The organism is Paracoccus sp. SJTW-4 (assembly GCF_047716885.1).
Classification (GTDB): Bacteria; Pseudomonadota; Alphaproteobacteria; order Rhodobacterales; family Rhodobacteraceae; genus Paracoccus; species Paracoccus solventivorans.
The window spans coordinates 1,680,850-1,700,061 of sequence record NZ_CP136681.1 but is presented as its reverse complement, the minus strand read 5'-3'; the positions used below and the strand labels follow the sequence as shown (position 1 = coordinate 1,700,061).

General features: G+C 71.7%; 11 protein-coding genes. 7 read left to right on the top strand and 4 right to left on the bottom strand.

The features are described from left to right. The first annotated feature begins 21 nt into the window (after positions 1-21). Positions 22-828, top strand: a complete 807-nt coding sequence (locus RSP45_RS08365; protein ID WP_415391555.1) for an SDR family NAD(P)-dependent oxidoreductase — start codon at positions 22-24, stop codon at positions 826-828. Between the two features lie 183 nt (positions 829-1,011). Here RSP45_RS08365 and RSP45_RS08360 read toward each other — a convergent pair whose 3' ends face one another. The 3 genes from RSP45_RS08360 to RSP45_RS08350 form a co-directional block, all read right to left on the bottom strand. Continuing rightward, positions 1,012-2,121 carry a hypothetical protein gene (locus RSP45_RS08360; RefSeq protein WP_415391554.1) on the bottom strand — a complete coding sequence of 370 codons (1,110 nt, stop codon included), beginning with the start codon at positions 2,119-2,121 and terminating at the stop codon, positions 1,012-1,014. Positions 2,122-2,263: 142 nt separating this feature from the next. Beyond that, complete coding sequence (gene pbpC, locus RSP45_RS08355) at positions 2,264-4,345, bottom strand: penicillin-binding protein 1C (protein WP_415391553.1); 2,082 nt, start codon at positions 4,343-4,345, stop codon at positions 2,264-2,266. A 40-nt stretch (positions 4,346-4,385) separates the two neighbouring features. Then, positions 4,386-9,977 (bottom strand): alpha-2-macroglobulin family protein, encoded by a 5,592-nt coding sequence (locus tag RSP45_RS08350; RefSeq protein WP_415391552.1) that lies wholly within the window; start codon positions 9,975-9,977, stop codon positions 4,386-4,388. Between the two features lie 285 nt (positions 9,978-10,262). Here RSP45_RS08350 and RSP45_RS08345 point away from each other — a divergent pair, with 285 nt between their 5' ends. Further along, complete coding sequence (locus RSP45_RS08345; RefSeq protein ID WP_415391551.1) at positions 10,263-12,278, top strand: Hint domain-containing protein; 2,016 nt, start codon at positions 10,263-10,265, stop codon at positions 12,276-12,278. 34 nt (positions 12,279-12,312) lie between these two features. Here RSP45_RS08345 and RSP45_RS08340 read toward each other — a convergent pair whose 3' ends face one another. Then, positions 12,313-13,200, bottom strand: coding sequence for a MurR/RpiR family transcriptional regulator (locus RSP45_RS08340; RefSeq protein ID WP_415391550.1), 888 nt, complete (start codon positions 13,198-13,200; stop codon positions 12,313-12,315). 128 nt (positions 13,201-13,328) lie between these two features. On the opposite strand from RSP45_RS08340, the gene RSP45_RS08335 reads away from it, so the two are divergent. From RSP45_RS08335 to nadC, 5 genes are all read left to right on the top strand, one after another. Continuing rightward, positions 13,329-14,669: an aspartate aminotransferase family protein gene (locus RSP45_RS08335; RefSeq protein ID WP_415391549.1), complete on the top strand. Its 1,341-nt coding sequence runs from the start codon at positions 13,329-13,331 to the stop codon at positions 14,667-14,669. After that, positions 14,666-15,442: a 3-keto-5-aminohexanoate cleavage protein gene (locus tag RSP45_RS08330; protein ID WP_415391548.1), complete on the top strand. Its 777-nt coding sequence runs from the start codon at positions 14,666-14,668 to the stop codon at positions 15,440-15,442. Before RSP45_RS08335 ends, RSP45_RS08330 begins: the two co-directional genes overlap by 4 nt. Before the next feature lie 180 nt (positions 15,443-15,622). After that, positions 15,623-16,675: a quinolinate synthase NadA gene (gene nadA, locus RSP45_RS08325; RefSeq protein ID WP_415391547.1), complete on the top strand. Its 1,053-nt coding sequence runs from the start codon at positions 15,623-15,625 to the stop codon at positions 16,673-16,675. A gap of 80 nt (positions 16,676-16,755) precedes the next feature. Then, positions 16,756-18,339, top strand: coding sequence for an L-aspartate oxidase (locus RSP45_RS08320; protein ID WP_415391546.1), 1,584 nt, complete (start codon positions 16,756-16,758; stop codon positions 18,337-18,339). Further along, positions 18,339-19,205: a carboxylating nicotinate-nucleotide diphosphorylase gene (gene nadC, locus RSP45_RS08315; protein ID WP_415391545.1), complete on the top strand. Its 867-nt coding sequence runs from the start codon at positions 18,339-18,341 to the stop codon at positions 19,203-19,205. Before RSP45_RS08320 ends, nadC begins: the two co-directional genes overlap by 1 nt. Positions 19,206-19,212 lie beyond the last annotated feature (7 nt).

The following is a 19,212-nucleotide window of genomic DNA, read 5'->3' as shown; positions in this document are numbered from 1 at the left end:
AAATACGAAGGGAAGGCCGCGATGAACGGACGTGTGCAGGACAGGACCGCGCTGGTGATGGGCGCGGGGTCGATCGGGCCGGGCTGGGGCAATGGCAAGGCCATCGCCGTGACCCTGGCGCGGCAGGGCGCGCGGGTGATGTGCGTGGACCGCGACCCCGCCGCGGCCGAGGAAACCGCCGCGCTGATCGCGGCCGAGGGTGGCACCGCGGTGGCCCATGTTGCCGACGCCACCAGCTCGGATCAGGTGGCAGCTGTCCGCGACGCCTGCGTGGACCGGTTCGGCAGCATCGACATCCTGGTGAACAACATCGGCATCGCCCCGGTGGGCGGCGTGGTCGAGCTGTCGGTCGAGGACTGGGACCGCGCCTTCGACATCAACCTCAAGACCTGCTTCCTGGGAATGAAATACGTCATTCCGCAGATGCTGCAGCAGGGGCGGGGGGCCATCGTCAACATCTCGTCGGTGGCGTCGCTGCGCTGGTCGGGGGTGGCCTATGCGGGGTATTATTCCACCAAGGCGGCGATGAACCACCTGACCCGCACCACCGCGGTGGAATATGCTGCCCGCGGCATCCGCATCAATGCGGTGCTGCCGGGGCTGATGCGCACGCCGATGGTGGAAAACTCGGGTGCACTGGCGCAGGACTATGGCTCCGGCGACATCGAAGCGATGTGGCGCAAGCGCGATGCGCAGGTGCCGATGGGGCACATGGGCGACGCCTGGGACGTGGCGAACGCGACGCTGTTCCTGGCTTCGGACGAGGCGCGCTATATCACGGGGATCGAGCTGGTCGTCGATGGCGGCATTACTCTGAAGTTCGCCTGACGCCCCGCGCGCGACCCGCTGCCCTGTCGGGGAACGGCGGAGGTGATGTCATACACGTTGCCACCTGAACGACACCGCATCAATGAAGCCACCGGCGCCTGTCAGCTGTTCCAATGCGCCGAGATCTGCGCCGGCGAAGTCGCGGAACTGCCGGAAATGGCGAAGACGGGCGCAGTCCCCCCTTTACCTCAGCCAGCGGTCCAGCCAGGCGATGATCGCGGGGGCGACGCCGGTCTGGAACGCCTCGCCTCCGAACAGCGCCAGGTGGTTGCAGCCCTCGATCCGCAGCGCCAGGTGGCGCTCGGCGGGCAGCCGGGGGCACAGCGCATGGGCGGCGGCGGTCTGGCCGGGGGCGATGATGCGGTCCTCGATCCCTTCGATTGTTAGCAGCGCGCAGTCGCGGATCGCGCCGGGGTCCACCGTGATCCCGTCATGGATCAGCCCGCCGGTGACCAGCGCCCGGCGGCGGAACACCGCGTCGATGTTTTCCAGGAAATGCCGCGCATCGACGTCGACCATGATGCTGCACAGGTCCGACAGCGGCACCTGCCGGTCGATTTCTCCCATGTCGGGAAACGGCGTCCAGCTGAGCCAGCCGGGCATGAAGGCGCGGCGGAATCGTGCCGTGGCATGGACCGATTCCTGCGTGTCGGCAGAATAGACCAGCCGCCCCACCCCCGGATAGCCGTGGCGCACCGGGGTGATCGCCAGGCTTTGCAGGTGATAGGGGCGCGAGCCCGCCAGATGCCGCGACAGGCTGGTCGGGTTCGCCCTCGGGTCGATCGGGCTGCCCAGCAGCGCCAGCGCCGCCGGGGCGGCCGGATCGCCCTGCGCCGCCATCACCGCGGCGGCGGCCAGCGAGGGCGCGCCGGACTGGCACAGCGCCACCAGCCCCGCCCCCGGCCCCGCCGCACGCAGCGCCCCGATGATCGCGGCGATATTGGCGTCCAGCCCGAAACTGCCTTCGCGCAGGGGGATGAAGCGGGGGTTGATCCAGTCCGGCACCAGCACCCGGTACCGGGGCAGCAGCGCCAGGACCGTCTCGCGCATGATCCGGGACACGACGCCGGACAGCGGCGGCGGCAGCACCACGGTGCCGCGCGCCTCGCGCCCGGGGCAGTCGAACTCAAGCAGCACATGAAAGGCCGAGACTGCCAGTTCCCGCTCGCGCACCTCCAGCGCGGGATCGGCGGTCCGGGAAATCTCGAACCCCACCCGCGCCACATACCGCCCGTGGCGGCCGGCCGGGATGGCCGGGCCGGTGGATGAAAACGATGTGCGGGATTCCCCCATGACGGCCTCCGATGCAGGCGGACAGGCGACTTCGCCCCAGTCTAACCCATTTCCCGGCCGGGGGCGGCAGTTTCTTCTTTCTGGTCCAAATACCCTCTTTCGACAGCGCCGCCGGGAACCAACGCCGGGGCAGGGGCGGGGTTCATTCAGCCGGCGGCAGCGCGCGGAACCCGGCGCGGGCGGATCGTCCCTCGGCGTCGATGACGGCCAGCGCGGAAAAACCCGGCTCGGCGGGCAGCTCGGCCACCGGCAGCGGCTGCCCGACCGCGACCGGCGCCCCGTTCAGCAGCCAGCTGTAGGGGGGCGTGCCGCCGCGGGCGCGCACGGTCAGCGCGGGGCCAGAGAGTTCCACCACCGCGCCGTCGGGGGGGAACTGCACGCTCAGCGCCTCGGGGGGGCGCTGGCCGGGACCGGGGGCCTGCAGGGCGCCGCGGGGGGCAAAGCGGCGCAGCGGCCGCGGCAGCGCTGCGTTGGGGACCGTCAGCGCCGAAGGGGGCGGCGGCGGCAGCGGCACTGCCCGCGGCCCCAGCGCGTCGAACAGATCAAACAGCACCGGCGCCGCGTATTCACCGCCAAAGGCGCCCGGCACCGGGGTGCCGTCGGGCCGGCCCATCCAGACGCCGGCGACGAAACCGCCGTCGAACCCCACCGCCAGCGCATCGCGGTGCCCGTAGCTGGTCCCGGTCTTGTAGGCGACGCGGCCGGCGGCGCGCCCGCCGGGGGGCGCGATCCCGGCCAGCACATGGGCCACCTGCCACGCCGCCGCCCGCCCGAACACCGGCGCCGCTGCAGCCTCGGCCCCCGCCCCCGGCCGGTCGTGCAGCCGCAGCGCCCGGCCGCCGCGGGCCAGCGCGCCGTAGCCCTGCACCAGGTCGCGCAGGCTGACGCCGGCACCGCCCAGCACCACCGCCAGCCCCGGCTGGTCGCCCTGCTGCGACAGCGCCATCCCCGCCTGCCGCAGGCTGGCCGTGATCCGCGCGGGCCCCAGCGCCTCGGCCAGCCGCACCACCGGGATGTTCAGCGATTCCACCAGCGCCTGCCGCACCGTCACCGTGCCGCGAAACCGGTTGTCGAAGTTCTGCGGCTGCCAGCGGCCAAAGGCGGCGGGGCGGTCCTCGATCAGCGTCTCGGGGTGGATCAGCCCCTCGTCCATCCCCAGCGCATAGACCAGCGGCTTCAGCGTCGAGCCGGGCGAGCGCAGCGCCCGCGTCATGTCCACGAACCCGCTGGATGCGTTGTCGGCGAATTGCGCCGCCCCCACCTCGGCCAGGATCTCGCCGCTGCGGTGGTCGGCCAGCAGGATCGCGGCCGAGACCTGCGCCGCCTGTCCCGCCACGGCGCGGGCGGCCAGCCGTTCGGCGGCGGCTTGCAGGCGGGCGTCGATGGTGGTCTCGATCCGCGGCGCGCCGGGGTTTTCGCGACGCAGCCGGTCGGCCAGCAGCGCGGCGCGGGCCGGAAAGGCGCGGCGGCGGTCGGGCAGGGGGGCGGCGCGGGCGGTGGCGGCGGCCTCGGCGTCGAGGATCCCCAGCGCCTGCGCGCGGTCGATGACCCGGTTGCGGGCGGCCAGCGCTGCCGGGCGGGCCGCGGGCAGGTCGGGGCGGCGCGATTCCGGCGCCTGCGGCAGCGCCACCAGCAGCGCCGATTCCGCGGGGGTCAGCCGGCGCGGTTCCTTGCCGAACCACATCAGGCTGGCGGCGCGCACCCCTTCGGTATTGCCGCCATAGGGCGCCAGCCGCAGATAGAGGTCGAGGATACGCTCCTTGCCCAGCCGCCGTTCCAGCGCCAGCGCCACCCGCGCCTGCCGCAGCTTGGCGCGCCAGTCGCCGGTGGGGCCGCGTTCCAGCAGCCGCGCGGTCTGCATCGACAGCGTCGAGGCGCCCGAGACCACCCGCCCGTGCCGCAGCGTCTGCCATGCGGCGCGCAGGATCGCGCGGCGGTCCACGCCGTCGTGGCTGTAGAAGCGCCGGTCCTCCCACCCGACCAGCATCGACAGGAAACGCGGGTCCACCCCGGATTGCGGGGGCGCCAGCCGCCACAGCCCGTTTCCAACCGGAAAGGCGCGCAGCAGGGTGCCGTCGCGGGCCAGCACCTCGGTCCCGACCGGGACGGTCAGGGCGGGCAGCTCGGTCGCGTCGATCCAGCGGTCCCAGGCCGCGCGCGCCCGGTCGGCGCCATGGGCCAGCAGCCCGGCCGCCAGCGCCAGCGCCAGCAGCCGCCGCCCCATGCGGCGGTCCAGCGGCGGCTGCCCCGGCGGCTGACCCGCGTCAGGGCGTGATCGAGGTGCGGCCACTGTCGGTCCAGCCCCGGCGATCCGGGCGATACATGTCCGAGACCACCGCCGCCGGATGCGCGAACTCGCCCGCCGTCACCGCCCGCAGCCGGTAGGCCAGTCGGATCGGCTGGTCGCCATTGCTGGTGACGGCGGCGGCGAAACGGTCCTGCCGGAACTCGACCATGTCGGTCCAGTCGGTCAGTTCCAGCCAGTCGAGCCCGGTGAGTTCGCCCTGCGAGATCAGGTTGGGGTTGTCGATCTCGAACCCCGCGGGCAGCGGGTCGGTCAGGATCAGCCGCCCGCCCGCGGCGTCGAACGGCCGGATCTCGATCACCGCCACCAGCCGCGTTCCCAGCGCGACCTGCGCGGGGTCGGCGGGTTCCCCGTCCGGGGTGTAATAGCTGCGGGTGACGGCGAAGGCGGTGCCGCCGGCCTGCAACGGCTCGACCGGCACCGCGGTGGCGCTGAGCGTGACCGGCAGCGCCGCCGCGCCGTCGTTGCGCAGCGTGGTGGCGGGGACCGCGCCGGCGTCGCCCAGATCGGCGGTGGGGGTCGACAGCGCCGCGCCGTTCAGCGCCAGCCCGCCGCCCGCGCCCGGGCCGGTGGACAGCGCCTGCCCGGCCAGCACGATCCACGCGGCCTCTTGCGTGGACAGCCAGCCGCCGCGCGCGTCCAGTCCGGCCGAGATTGCGGCCACCGTCCCTTCGCGGTCCACCGCCTGGCTGCCGGATTCGGCGGCCAGCGCCAGCATCGCGGCGCGGTCGCGCAGGATGGTGCCATAATCGCCGCGGAACCCGGTGCTGGGCTCCTTGCCCTCGGTGGCGAGCGCCTGCGCCCGGCGGAACATCATGTCCGCGCGGCTCTGGTCGCCGACTGCCGCCAGCGCCGCGCCCAGCTGGGCGCTCGCCATGGGGGTGGCGAACCCCTCGGCCCCGGTGTCGGCGTAATAGCGCAGGTCGCTGACCACCGCGGCGCGTTCGCGCGCCAGCACATAGGCGGCATAGGCCGTGGCCGCGTTTTCGTCGGCATCGGCATATTGCGGGTCGGCGGCGGCGTTCAGCCCGTTCTGCAGGGCCGCCAGCGCATTGCGGAACGCCTGGTCGGGGACCGCGAACCCCGCCTCGCGGGCGCGGGACAGGAAGTCGGCGATATAGGCGTCCAGCCAGCGGTCGCCGGAGTCCGCGCTCCACAGGCCGAAACCGCCCTCGGGCGTCTGGCGGGTGAGGATCTGGGCGATGGCCTTGTCCACCGCTTGACGGTCGCCCGTGCGCCGGGGCGCGCCCTCGGGGGCCAAGCTCTGCGCATGGATCAGCGGGATCGCGGCCGAGGCGAGCTGTTCGCTGCACCCGTAGGCCCAGTTCGACAGCTGCGCGATCGCCGCCGGCACGTCCAGCGCGGCAAAGGCGCCGCTGGACAGCATCAGCCGCCCGGTGCCGGGGCGGAAATCGCCCAGGGAGGACAGGTCGAGCGCCTGTTCCTGCCCCGGCGCCAGCGTCAGCCGCAGGGCACGGGTCACGGGCGGGTCCAGCCGCTCGACCGGGATCGACAGATCCTTGGTGACCTGGCGGCCGTCGGGCAGTTCCGCGGTCAGTCGCAGCTGCGCCAGCCCCTGCTCGTCGGGGGCCGACAGCGACAGCGGCAGGGTCACGGACTGGCCCTCGGCTAGCGCGGTTTCAGCCGCGATGCCGGTGGTCAGCGCCACGGCATCCTCGGCCTCGGCGATGTTTTCCAGCGCCAGCCGCACGGTGCCGGCGGGGCCGGTGGCGTGAGTCAGGCGCAGCTCGGCCTGCGCCCGGTCGCCGGGGGCGAGGAAGGCGGGGACGGTCGCCACCATCACCACCGGGTCGCGCACCAGCATGGTTGTGTCGGCCTGCCCCAGCGCGGTGTCCGTCCACGCCAGCGCCATCACCCGCACCTCGCCGTTGAAATCGGGCAGCGGCACCTCGACCGTGGCGCGGCCCTGGTCGTCCAGCGTCAGCGGGCCGGAAAACCACGCCATCAGCTTTTCCGTGGGCGGAGGCGCCTGCGTCTGCGCGGCGCCCGCATCGCCACCCGTGCGCAGCGCCCCGTCGGCCGCGCCCGAGGGCAGGATCAGCCGCCCGTAAAGATCGCGCAGCCCCACGCCCAGCCGGCGCTGGCCGAAGTAATGGTCGGTGGCCGAGGGCGGTTGATAGCCGGTCAGGTTCAGGATGCCCTGATCGACGGCCCAGATGGTGGCGTGGACGCTCTGCCCCGGCTGCGCGCCCTCGACCGCCAGCGTCACCTGCGCCGCGCCGCGCGGGTCGGTGGATTCGGGTGCGGTCAGCGTGGCGGACAGCACCCGGTCGCCGGGATCGACGGCGGCCGGGGCGATCCCCAGCGCCCGCACCGGCGCGTGGCCGGCCTGCGCGTCCAGCGGCCTTATGGCGCTGGCGGCGACATAGACGCCAGCGTCCCAGTCGTCGGTCACCGGCAGCTCGACCGTGTTGCGCCCGGCCGTGACCGGCACCGATTGCAGCGAGATCAGCCGGTTCGACATGACCGAGACCAGCGCCACCCCGTCGGCCGCAGCCTCCATCGTCAGGGTGGCGGTGTCGCCGGGGCGGTAAGCGGGGCGGTCCAGCGTCACCCGCAGCCGGTCGGGGGTATCGCTGCCCGAGGACGCCGCCCCCCAGCCCGCGTCGAAGGTGATCGAGCTTTCGGCGCCGTCCGCCGCGGTCACCACCAGTTCGTAGCTGCCCCAGTCCACCGGCACCGCCAGCGGCGCGGGGCCGTCGGCAATCAGCGCCAGTTGGCCCGAGGAGATGCGGCTGCGGCGGGTGACCGGCTCCCAGCTCCAATCGCCGTCCAGTGCGAACCACTGGTAATCGGTCTGCACCCGGTTCAGCACCCAGTCCACCGTCGCGGCGGCAGGCTGCAGGTCGGCCCCCAGCGCGACGATGCGGAACCCGGCGTCCGAGCCCTCGGCCACGCTGCCGCCCTCGAAATCGGGGCGCAGGCCGATGGCGGTGCGGGCGGGGGCGACGGTGCGGGTCACGCGGCGCTCGACCGGGCGGCCGGCGCCTTCGCGCACCGACATCGCCAGCGTCGCCTGCCACGGGCGGGCGGCGGCCTGCAGGGCGGGCGGCAGCTCGGCGCTGGCGGCGAAATGCCCGGCGGCGTCGGTCTGCCCCGAGGGCATCGCCACCACATCCGGGTCCGAGGCATCGTCGTGACGACCGAACACATAGCCGTCCCACCCCGGCAGGGTGCTGGCGGGGGTCAGGCGCAGCTCGCCGTCTACCGGCAGATCGGACGCGGGCGCGCCGAACAGCCAGCGCGCGTCGAATGCGACCTGAACCGGGGCGGCGGCGGGCAGCGTGCCCTCGGGCAGGGGCAGGTCAAAGTCGATGCGCTCGGGGCGGAAATCCTCGACCAGCAGCCGGGCCGAGGCCAGCGCCGGGCCGTCCTCTTCCACCCGCAGGTCGATGCGCCAGGCGCCGCGCGGGGCGTTGCCGGGGATCGGGAAATTCAGCACCGCGCCGCCCGCGCCCGCCGGCTGCGGCACCAGCCGCGCGTGTTCGACACCATCGGGGCGGATCACGCGGGCGTTCAGCGGCAGGGCGTCGAGCGCCTGCGCGCGGCCGTCGCGGGCCAGGATCGTTGCATGGGCAACCTCTCCGGCGCGATAGGCGCCGCGGTCCAGCGCCAGGAACAGGTCGATCGGCGGGGCAGGGGGCGCGCCCTCGACCCCGCGGTCGGACAGGTCGAACTCGGGGTCGATCAGCGACAGGAAGGCCAGGTCGGTGATCCGCTCACCATCGCTCGCCGTCGCGGTCACGATGCCGGGGGCAGAGGCACCGGTGCCGCGCACCAGCCCGGCGTCGAAATGCGCGATCCCGTCCCCGTCCGTCACCGCCCGGCCCAGCACCGCGTTCCCGCGCGAGACCAGCTGCAGTTCCACCCCCGCGCGTGCGCTCGCGTCGCCCAGACCCCGCACCGCCACGGTCAGCCCGTCCGCGCCCTGAAACGCGCTGAGCCCCAGATCCGAGATCATGAACCATTGCGTGGCGCGCGGGCTGCGGTCGGTCGACTGCCCCGGCACGGTCGCGTTCAGCACATAGACGCCGGGCGCAAGCGTCAGCCCCGCCTGCCGCAGGTCGATGCGCGAGGCGACCTCGGCGTTCAGCGGATGCTCGCCACCGCCCTCGGGCGGGGCCACGTCCAGCCGGCCGCGCCAGATCTCGTCGCCGATCCGGTCCTCGAACCGGCCGATCTGCCAGTCCTCCAGCGGTGCGGCGAACAGGTTGTCGCGCAGCGCCGCGACAAGGTTGCGGTCCGACATGCGATAGAGCACCAGCTCGGCCGCGCCGGTGTTGACGGTGTTCAGGGTCAGCCCCTGATCGCCGGTCGCGGGCAGCACATAGGCGCGGCCGGAGAACCGCACCAAGGGCGCGCGGTCGCGGACATAGACCGACTGTTCCACGGTGCGGCGCAGCGTGTCGCCGTTTTCGGCCGGCAGCCCGGCGCGCAGGGCAAAGCGCAGCGCCTGCCCGCGCGGAGCGCCGGTGATGCAGATTTCATACCCCTGCGCCTCGACCCCCAGCGCCGGGTCGGGCAGCTGCACAAAGGGCCGCATGTCCACGCCCGAGGCCACGGGTTCGGAAAACCCGACGCAGACGCGGGGTTCCGGGCCGTCGCTGTCGGCGCGGCTGTCGGCGACGCGGAAGCCGTGGCGGGCCTCGAGCTCTTCCAGACGGGCGGCAAGCTCGGGGTTGCCGGGCTCGGCCGCCGCCGCCTGCCGGATCGCGGCCAGTGCGTCGCGGCCGCGTCCGCTTTCCTCGGCCAGCCGCGACCACAGCTGCAGCATCGCGCTGCCGGGGCCGGGGTCGCGCAGCCAGGAGTTGAGCGCCGCCAGCGCCGCCTGCCGCCGCATCCGGTCGTCGCGGGGGCCGTCGGGGGCGCCCGCGGCCTCGTCCAGCGCCGCGGCCAGCGCCGCCCAGTCCGGCGCCGCATCGGTCAGCGCGGCCAGCGCGCCCAGCCAGTGCACCCGGTCCTCGGGCGTCGTCGCGTCCTGCGCGTGCTGGCGCAGCCCCGCGGCATCGCTGCCGTCGCCCGGCCAGTTGACCGAGAGGCGCCGCGCCTGTTCGGCCAGCTCGCGCCGGTCGCCGTCGCTGACCCAGCCCGAGGCCGCCAGCCGCGCCGCGGCAAGGGTGATCCCCTCGGGCGCGGTCTCTGTCACGATCCCGGAATGGGCGCCGACATAGGGCGCCCCCGCCCCGGCGCCGGTTTTGAGGAAACAGGCCCGCGCCCGTGCGTTCCAGGTCAGGGCACGGCAGGCGTCGGTCGCGAGACAGGCCGCGACGCAGGCGTCCTGCCCCAGCTGGCGGATCATCGACAGGTCGTTGCCCGGCAGGTCGAGATCGCTTTGCAGCACCACCCGGGCCTGGGGCACCACATCCTCGGGGCGGGTCTGGGCCTGCGCCGCGGGTGCCAGCGCCAGCAGCGCCAGTGCGATCCCGAATGCTGCCCGCGCCGCGCGCCGCCCCTGCCGTTCCACCTGCGCCATGATCATCCCCCGGTTGTGATCCGCGCGGCGCCCGCCGCTGTCCCGCCATCCTGCCACAAGTGAAATCCCCGCGCCAATCGGTGGTTTCAGGATGTTTGTCTAGCAACAGATCATTCGCATCATTCTGATTAACCCAGATTTAATTTTCAGATTGACGGTATCTTTTGTTCGTGGGCATGGTGGCGGCAAGGGTATGTCCCATCGATTCGCCGTCTGACGCCGGTTGCAGTCTGTATCCAGAATGTCCCTCGACCTGCGGTTCCGGCGGGCGATGCAGCCTGTTCTCGTCAGCCCGTGTCGCAGGACCTCTGCCCATCGTTCTTGGGGCCGAGGAGTTTTCAGATGGCTGTGAATACCTATACCGTGCTTTATCTCGGCAAGCTGTCGGATATGGACACGAACGAGAGAAACGACACCGCTGAAAATGCAAATGGAGTGCTGGGCGGCAAGAGCTTCGGCACCAGCGGCGATCCGCTGTTCGCCAACAGCATGCAACTGACGCTGCATGATGTCGGGGGCGGTAGTGGCGTCCAGTTCGACCACGACAACACGTCGGATTATCTGACCTACAAGCTGAACGGGGTCGACTACACGTTCAAGGCGGACTCGGCGGTCATCGTCTCGAACGTCGAGGTCGTGCAGCGGCTGGATGACGGTTCGACGCGGACCATCACCGCTTCGGTCCGCATCGTGCAGGATACCAGCGGCAACATGTTCGTCATGCCGCCGCTGGCACAGGGTGCGGGCAGCAGCGAGAAGGCGCTGACCGAGCATCTGATCGTCAGCATGAAGCTGCCGACCAACACCGGCGGCTGGTCTCCCAAGGACTACTATAACGAGGGACCGTTTACCGGAATCTCGAATGACCGCGTCCCCCTGCCGTTCCGCGACGGCTATGTCGACGGCACCGATGGCAATGACCGGATCGATGCGAATTATGTCGACAAGGACGGCGACCGCGTGGATCGCGGCGATGCGATCCTGCCCGGCCATACCGGCAACATGGACCATATCCGCGCCGGGCGCGGCAATGACACCATCTATGCCGGCGCCGGTGACGATACCGTCGAGGGCGGCGAGGGCAACGACGTCATCCATGGCGAGGCGGGCAACGACAAGCTGTATGGCGATGCCGGCAACGACCTGATCCATGGCGGCGAGGGCGACGACAGCCTCTATGGCGGCGACGGCAACGACACGCTGCGGGGCGATGGCGGCAACGACCTGCTGGAGGGCGGGGCCGGGAACGACCAGCTTCACGGCGGAAAGGGCGACGACACCCTGCGCGGGGGGGACGGCGACGACCGGCTGTTCGGCGATGAGGGCAACGACAGGCTGGATGGTGGCAAGGGCAACGATTCGCTGGATGGCGGGGCCGGGGCCGACACGCTGACCGGGGGCGAGGGGTTCGATACCTTCGTCGGCGGCAGCGGCGACCTGATCACCGATTTCAATGCCGGGATCGACCCTGCGGCCTATGACGACGGCAACGATGCCAACAACGATGTCGTGGACCTGTCGGGCTACTACAACCACGACAACCTCGCCATCATCAACGCGCAGCGCGAGGCCGCGGGCGAACCGCCCTACCGCACCCCGCTGCAGTGGATGCGCGCTGACCAGGCGGATGGGGTCCTGAACGACATCAACTCTGCCAACGGTTTCGGGCAGGATTTCACCCTGACCATCCAGAACGGCGGCGCGGCGGTGGGTGGCGAGGCGCTGACCCATGAGACCACGCGGGTGGTCTGCTTCGGCGCCGACGCGCTGATCGAGACCGACCGCGGCCCGGACCCGGCCGGCAGGCTGGCGGTGGGCGATCTGGTGCACACCCGCGACGCCGGGCTGCAACCGATCCGCTGGATCGGCAGCAGCCGCCTGAGTGCCGCGCAGCTGGCCGCGAACCCGCGGCTGCGCCCGATCCGCATCCGCGCGGGCGCGCTGGGGGACGGGCTGCCCTCGACCGATCTGGTGGTGTCGCCGCAGCACCGGGTGCTGGTGCGTTCGCGCATCGCGCAGAAGATGTTCGGCACAGATGAGGTCCTGGTCGCCGCCAAGCAGCTGTGCCAGCTGGACGGGATCGACATTGCCGAGGATCTGGACAGCGTGACCTATGTCCACTTCCTGTTCGACGACCACCAGATCGTGTTCTCGAACGGTGCGGAAACGGAATCGCTGTTCACCGGCGACGTGGCGCTGAACTCGGTCGGCCCGGCGGCGCTGGAGGAGATCCTGACGCTGTTCCCGGAACTGCGCACGGGCGCGGTGCCGGCGCCCGCGCGGGTGCTGGCATCGGGGCGGATGGGGCGCAAGATGGCGACAAGGCACCTGCAGAACCAACGCGCGCTGGTCAGCTGACCGGCCTGCGATGGGCCCGGCCCGGCCGGGTCCATCACCCACGCGACGGGATATAACCGCCGAAATCACGGACCCGAGCTTCATGCTCGGCCACCCGCCGCGCCGCCTCGGGTGAACGAGAGGCCATCACCGCCAGCAGCGCCTCCAACGCCGACAGCGCCGCGGTCAGCGAGGGCATGATATGCGGCCCGTCCATCGGCAGGAACAGCGCCTCGGCCGCGCCGCGGGCGATGGGCGAGGATGGCCTGTCGGTCAGGGCGATGAAGGGCACGCCGCGGTCGCGGGCGATGTCGCAGGCCAGCACCACCTCGGACGAATAATGCTCATAGGCGATGGCGACGACCACATCGTTGGCAGTGGCGGTGGCCATCTGGTCGACCAGCATCCCCGGCAGCGACGGCGGCGGGCTGAAATTGCCAAAGGCGATGCCGCCCAGATAGGCGAAGTGGTGGGCGATGCCGAAGCAGCTGCGCGCGCCGACCGTATGGATGCATCGCGCCGTCAGCAAACGCGAGGCACAGCGGTCCAGCACCTCGACCGCCTGCGGCTGGTAAAGCGTGGCGATATTGTCCAGATCGGCGCGCGCGGCGAGATCCCACAGCGCGGCACCGGGGTGCTGGCGCAGCCCGCGGGTCCGCTCGGCATAGATGTCGGCGGTGCTGCGCAGGTCGAGCCGCAGCGATTCGCGCAGCTCGCCATAGCCGCCGAACCCCAGCGCCTGCGCCAGCCGCATCACCGTGTTCGGACTGGCCCCCGCCGCATCGGCCAGCTGCCGCACCGAGCTGAAGGCGACCAGCGGCAGATTATCCTGCAACCACAAGGCCAGCTGCCGCAGCGCCGGCGGCGCAGTCAGCGCGATTTCGGCCAGTTGCTGGCGAATCTGCGCGGTGGCGGTGGCCTGCGCCTGGGGTATGTGTGTCATGCTGGACCTTGCTTGGCGGCTGCCCGGATGCGGTGATAATACATCCGTAATATGAAATGACAAAGCTGGTTCGTTTGTGTTATCGCTCTCTCATCCGGCGATGCCGCCGGTCTGGGCAGGACAGGCACATGACAGGACATATCTTCGGTCGCTCGACCCGAATCTCGCCGCCCGTCGCGGTGGCGGGGGATGGCTGCTATCTGATCGACGCGGACGGCAAGCGCTATCTGGACGGCTCTGGCGGCGCGGCGGTGTCGTGCCTCGGCCATTCCAACCAGCGCCTGCGTCAGGCGCTGCACGCGCAGCTGGACCGGCTGGCCTATGCGCATACCGGCTTCTTCACCTCGGAACCGGCCGAGACGCTTGCCGACCGGCTGATCGCGAAAGCGCCCGAGGGGCTCGAGCGGGTGTATCTGGTCTCTGGCGGGTCCGAGGCGGTCGAGGCCGCGATCAAGCTGGCGCGGCAGTATTTCGTGGAAATCGGCCAGAGCCAGCGCCACCGGGTGATCGCGCGGCGGCAAAGCTATCACGGCAACACCCTGGGCGCGCTGGCCGCGGGCGGCAACGAATGGCGGCGGGTGCAGTTCGGCCCGCTGCTGGTGGAAACCAGCCATATCGCCCCCTGCTACGAATACCGCGACCGGCAAGAGGGCGAGAGCCTTGAGGCCTATGGCCAGCGCGTCGCCGACGAGCTGGAAACCGAGTTGCAGCGGCTGGGGCCGGAAACCGTCATGGCCTTTATCTGCGAACCGGTGGTCGGCGCGACCTCGGGCGCGGTGCCGGCGGTGCCGGGCTATCTGAAGCGGATCCGCGAGATCTGCGACCGCCACGGCGTGCTGCTGATCTTTGACGAGGTGATGTGCGGCATGGGCCGCACCGGCCATCTGTTCGCCTGCGACGAGGACGGGGTGGCGCCCGACATGCTGACCATCGCCAAGGGGCTGGGCGCGGGCTATCAGCCCATCGGGGCGCTGCTGGTCTCGGGCGCGATCTTTGACGCCATCGCGCAGGGCAGCGGCTTCTTCCAGCACGGCCACACCTATATGGGCCACCCCATGGCCGCCGCCGCCGCCAATGCAGTGCTGACGGAAATCGAAGAGCGCGACCTGCTGGCCGCCGTGCGGCGGCAGGGCGAGCTGCTGGACCGCAGCCTGCGCGAGCGGCTGGGCCAGCATCCCCATGTCGGTGACATCCGCGGCCGCGGGCTGTTCCGCGGGGTCGAGCTGGTCGAGGATCGCGGCACCAGGCGCCCCTTCGATCCCGCGCTGCGGCTGCACGCGCGCATCAAGGCGCTGGCGTTCGACGCCGGGCTGATCTGCTATCCGATGGGCGGCACCATCGACGGGCGGCTGGGGGACCACGTGCTGCTGGCGCCGCCCTTCTTCATCTCGGATGCCGAGATCGCCGAGCTGGTCGACAAGCTCGCCGGCGCCATCGACGGCGCCATCGCCGGGGCGCAGGCGGCATGACCGCGCTGCCCCGTATCATGCTGGCCCCCAACGGGGCGCGGCTGACCACCGCCGACCATCCCGCGCTGCCGGTCACCATCCCGCAGGTGGTGCAGGCGGCGCTGGACGCGCAGGCGGCGGGTGCGGACGGGCTGCACGCCCATGTCCGCGACGCCGAACAGCGCCATGTGCTGGACGCCGGGCTTTATGCCGAGCTGCTGGCGGAACTGGCCGCGAAAGCGCCCGGGCTATACGTGCAGGTCACGACCGAGGCCGTGGGCCGCTATGCCCCGGCCGAGCAGCGGGCGCTGGTGGAAACCCTGCGCCCCGCCGCCGTTTCCATCGCGCTGCGCGAAATCATGGCGGGGGGAGAGGACGATCTGAACCGCCGCTTCTTTGCCGGCTGCGCCGAGGCGGGCTGCCATGTGCAGCATATCCTTTACGATGCCGCCGACATCCGCAGGCTGGGGGATCTGGTCGCCTCGGGCGTGATCCCGCGCGAGGGGCTGGCGGCGCTGATCGTGCTGGGCCGCTATGCCGAGGGGCAGCGATCCACGCCCGCTGACCTGCGGGACCCGGCGCAGCTGCTGCTGGAGCTGCTGCCCGGCGTGGACTGGGCGGTCTGTGCCTTTGGCCCGGTCGAGACCGACTGCCTAATTGCGGCGCGGCGGCTGGGGGGCAAGGCCCGCATCGGGTTCGAAAACAACCGCCTGAACCGCGACGGCCGCCCCGCCAGCGACAATGCCGAGCGCGTGGCAGAGCTGGTGACCGAACTGGCGCGGCTGGGGCTGTAGCGCCGCACGGGGCCAAGGACCGGGCTTTCGGGCCCGGCCCGGCCCATCCCCGCGGGTCGCCACGATTTTTTGGTCACTTTCCCGTTGCAGCAGCGCCCGCGGCTGACTACGTTCCCGGGCCATGGCCGATTTGCTGCGATGCGGCAAGACGCACCACGCATATGGACCGGAGGAGGCCAAGTGCTGGATGTGACAGCGATGCGCGACGAGCTGCGCGCCCATTACGACCTTGCCCCGTCGATGGAGCTGGCCCGGGCGATGGCCGATACCCATGCGCGGATGGACCGGGTCGTCACCATGCTCGACTGGGCGGTCCACGCCCCCTATGTCGCCGCGATCAACCGGCTGAAGCGCGAACGCAACGCGGTGGTGCTGGCGCATAACTACATGCCGCCGCAGATCTATCACGGCATTGCCGATTTCGTCGGCGACAGCCTGCAGCTGGCGATCCGCGCGACCGAGGTCGAGGCGCAGGTGATCGTGCAATGCGGCGTGCATTTCATGGCCGAGACCTCCAAGATCCTCAATCCGGCGAAAACCGTGCTGATGCCCGACATGGACGCCGGCTGCTCGCTGGCCGAAAGCATCACCGCCGAAGGCATTGCTCAGATGCGCTCGCAATACCCTGGCGCGCCGGTGGTCAGCTACGTCAACACCACCGCCGAGGTGAAGGCGGCCTCGGACATCTGCTGCACCTCGGCCAATGCCGCGCAGATCGTGGCGGCGATGGACAGCGACACCGTCATCATGACGCCCGACAAATGGCTGGCGCAGAACGTGGCCAAGCAGGTGCCGCAGAAGCGCGTGGTCTGGTGGGACGGCGCCTGCATCGTGCACGAGCAGTTCACCCCGCAGGACCTGCGCGATTTCCGCAGCTGGCACCCGGGGCTGAAGATCATCGCCCACCCGGAATGCCCGCCCGCCGTGGTGGCCGAAGCGGATTTTTCCGGCTCGACCAGCGGCATCCAGGCCTGGGTGGAACGCGAGCGCCCGGAACAGGTGATGCTGGTGACGGAATGCTCGATGGCCGCGAACATCTCGGATTCGCTGCCCGAGGTCGAGTTCCTGGGGCCGTGCAACATGTGCCCCTATATGCAGATGATTACCCTGGAAAAGGTGCTGTGGTCGCTGCACACCATGACCGGCGCGGTCGAGGTCGACCCGGCGGTGGCCGAGCCCGCGCGCCGCGCGGTGCAGCGGATGATCGACCTGTCGCGGCAGCTGGCGGCCTGAGGCGGATGCAGCGGGTAGTAGGCGGCGAGCGTCGGGCATTTGGCGCTGCCGGAGCGGGGGTTTCACACCCCCGCGCCCCCGTGGGATATTTGCATGATGAAGAACAGGCCTCGGAGCTGGAGACCGGCCGCGTCGTCATCGTGGGCGCGGGGCTGGCGGCGCTGACGGCGGCGCTGCGGCTGGCGCCGCGGCCGGTGCTGATGATCTCGCCCGAGGCGCTGGGCAGCGGCGCCAGTTCCGCCTGGGCGCAGGGCGGCATCGCCGCGGCGATGGACCCGGCGGATGCGCCGGAAAACCATGCCGCCGACACCATCCGCGCCGGGGCCGGGCTGGTCGACGCCGCGGTGGCGGATTTCGTGACCGCGCAGGCGCCGGGGCAGATCCGCGCCCTGACCGGGATCGGCGCGCCCTTCGACCGCACGGCGGAGGGCGGCTATGTGCTGTCGCGCGAGGCGGCGCACGGGTTTGCCCGGGTGGTGCGGGTGCGCGGCGATCAGGCGGGGGCCGAGATCACCCGCACGCTGATCGCAGCGGTGCGGGAGGCGCCCTCGGTCCAGGTTCTGGAGGGGATGATCGCCACCGGGCTGGCCGTCGAGGGGGGGCGCGTCACCGGGGTGCGGCTGATGGCGGCGGGGGGCTCGGCGCCCGTGCTGCTGCGCGCGCCGGCGGTGCTGCTGGCGGCGGGCGGCGCGGCGGGTCTCTATGCGCGCACCACCAACCCTGCGCGCATCTGCGGGCAGGCGCTGGGGATGGCGGCGCGGGCGGGGGCGGTGGTCGCGGATGCCGAGTTCGTGCAGTTCCACCCCACCGCCATCGACTGCGCCGAGGACCCCGCGCCGCTGGCGACCGAGGCGCTGCGGGGTGAGGGCGCGTGGCTGGTCAACCGGCTGGGCGAACGCTTCATGCCGGGGCTGCATCCGGACGCCGAGCTGGCGCCCCGCGACGTGGTGGCGCGTGCGATCTACGCGCAGACGCAGGCGGGGCTGCGCCCGGCGCTGGATACGCGCAGGGCGCTGGGGGCGCGCATCCTGACCGATTTCCCCGCCGTGGCCGGCGCCTGCCGCCGCAACGGGATCGACCCGCTACGCGATCCGATCCCGGTGGTGGCGGCGGCGCATTACCACATGGGCGGCATCGCCTGCGACCGGCAGGGGCGCAGCTCGCTGCCCGGGCTGTGGGTAGCCGGAGAGGCGGCCTCGACCGGGCTGCACGGGGCGAACCGGCTGGCCTCGAACGGGCTGCTGGAAGCCGTGGTGTTCGGGACGGCTGCGGCGGATTCCATCGCTGCGGCGGTGCCCTTGCCGCAGAATGCCCCGCCGGTGGAACTGCCGACCAAGGGCGCCGGCGAACTGCCCGACCCGCAGCTGGTCGCCCGGCTGCGCGCTGCGATGACAGCGGGCGCGGGGGTGATCCGCGATGCCGAGGGGCTGGCCCGCACCCTGCGCGAGATTGCCGCCGTGGAATCCGCGCAGCCCGGTTGCGAGCCGCTGTTGAACATGACCGCCACCGCCACGCTGATCGCCGCCGCGGCGCTGGCCCGGCGCGAAAGCCGTGGCGCGCATTGCCGCCGCGATTTTCCCGACACCGATGGCGCCACCGGCCGCCGCAGCCGCATGACGCTGGCCGAGGCGCTGGCCCTGCGCCCCCAGCCCGAGGAGAGATGATGACCACCGACCAACCCGCCCGGATGCCGCCCCTGCCCGACATGGTGATCGAGCCGCTGGTCCGCGCCGCGCTGGCCGAGGATCTGGGCACCTATGGCGACATCACCACCCGCACGGTGATCCCCGCCGGCACGCGCTATCAGGCCCGGATCCGGGCGCGCGAGGCCGGGGTGGCCTCGGGGATGCAGCTGGCGGCGATTGCGTTCCGGCTGATCGACCCCGACCTGCGGCTGCGGGTTCTGATCCCCGACGGCAGCGCTTTTGCCCAGGGCGACGTGCTGGCCGAGATCGAGGGCGAGGCGGCCTCGATCCTGTCGGCCGAGCGGGTGGCGCTGAACTTTGCCGGGCGGCTGTCGGGGATCGCGACCCAGACCGCGGCTTTCGTCGCCGAAACCCGGGGCACCAGCACCCGGATCACCTGCACCCGCAAGACCACCCCCGGGCTGCGAATCGTGGAAAAACAGGCGGTGCTGCATGGCGGCGGCTTCAACCACCGCTTCAGCCTGTCCGACGCGATTCTGATCAAGGACAACCACATCGCCGCGGCGGGCGGGATCCGCGCGGTGCTGCGGGCGGTCAAGGCCCGCGCCTCGCACATGATCCGCACCGAGATCGAGGTCGACCGGCTTGACCAGCTGGCCGAAGTGCTGGACGAAGGCGGCGCCGATGTCGTGCTGCTGGACAACATGAGCACGCCCATGCTGCGCGATGCCGTCGCCATGGCCTCGGGGCGCATCGTGCTGGAAGCCTCGGGGACCATGCGGCTGGACCGCATCGCCGAGGTGGCCGCGACCGGGGTCGACTATATCTCGGTCGGCGCGCTGACCCACTCCAGCCGGACGCTGGATCTTGGCCTTGATTTCTGACTGTTGG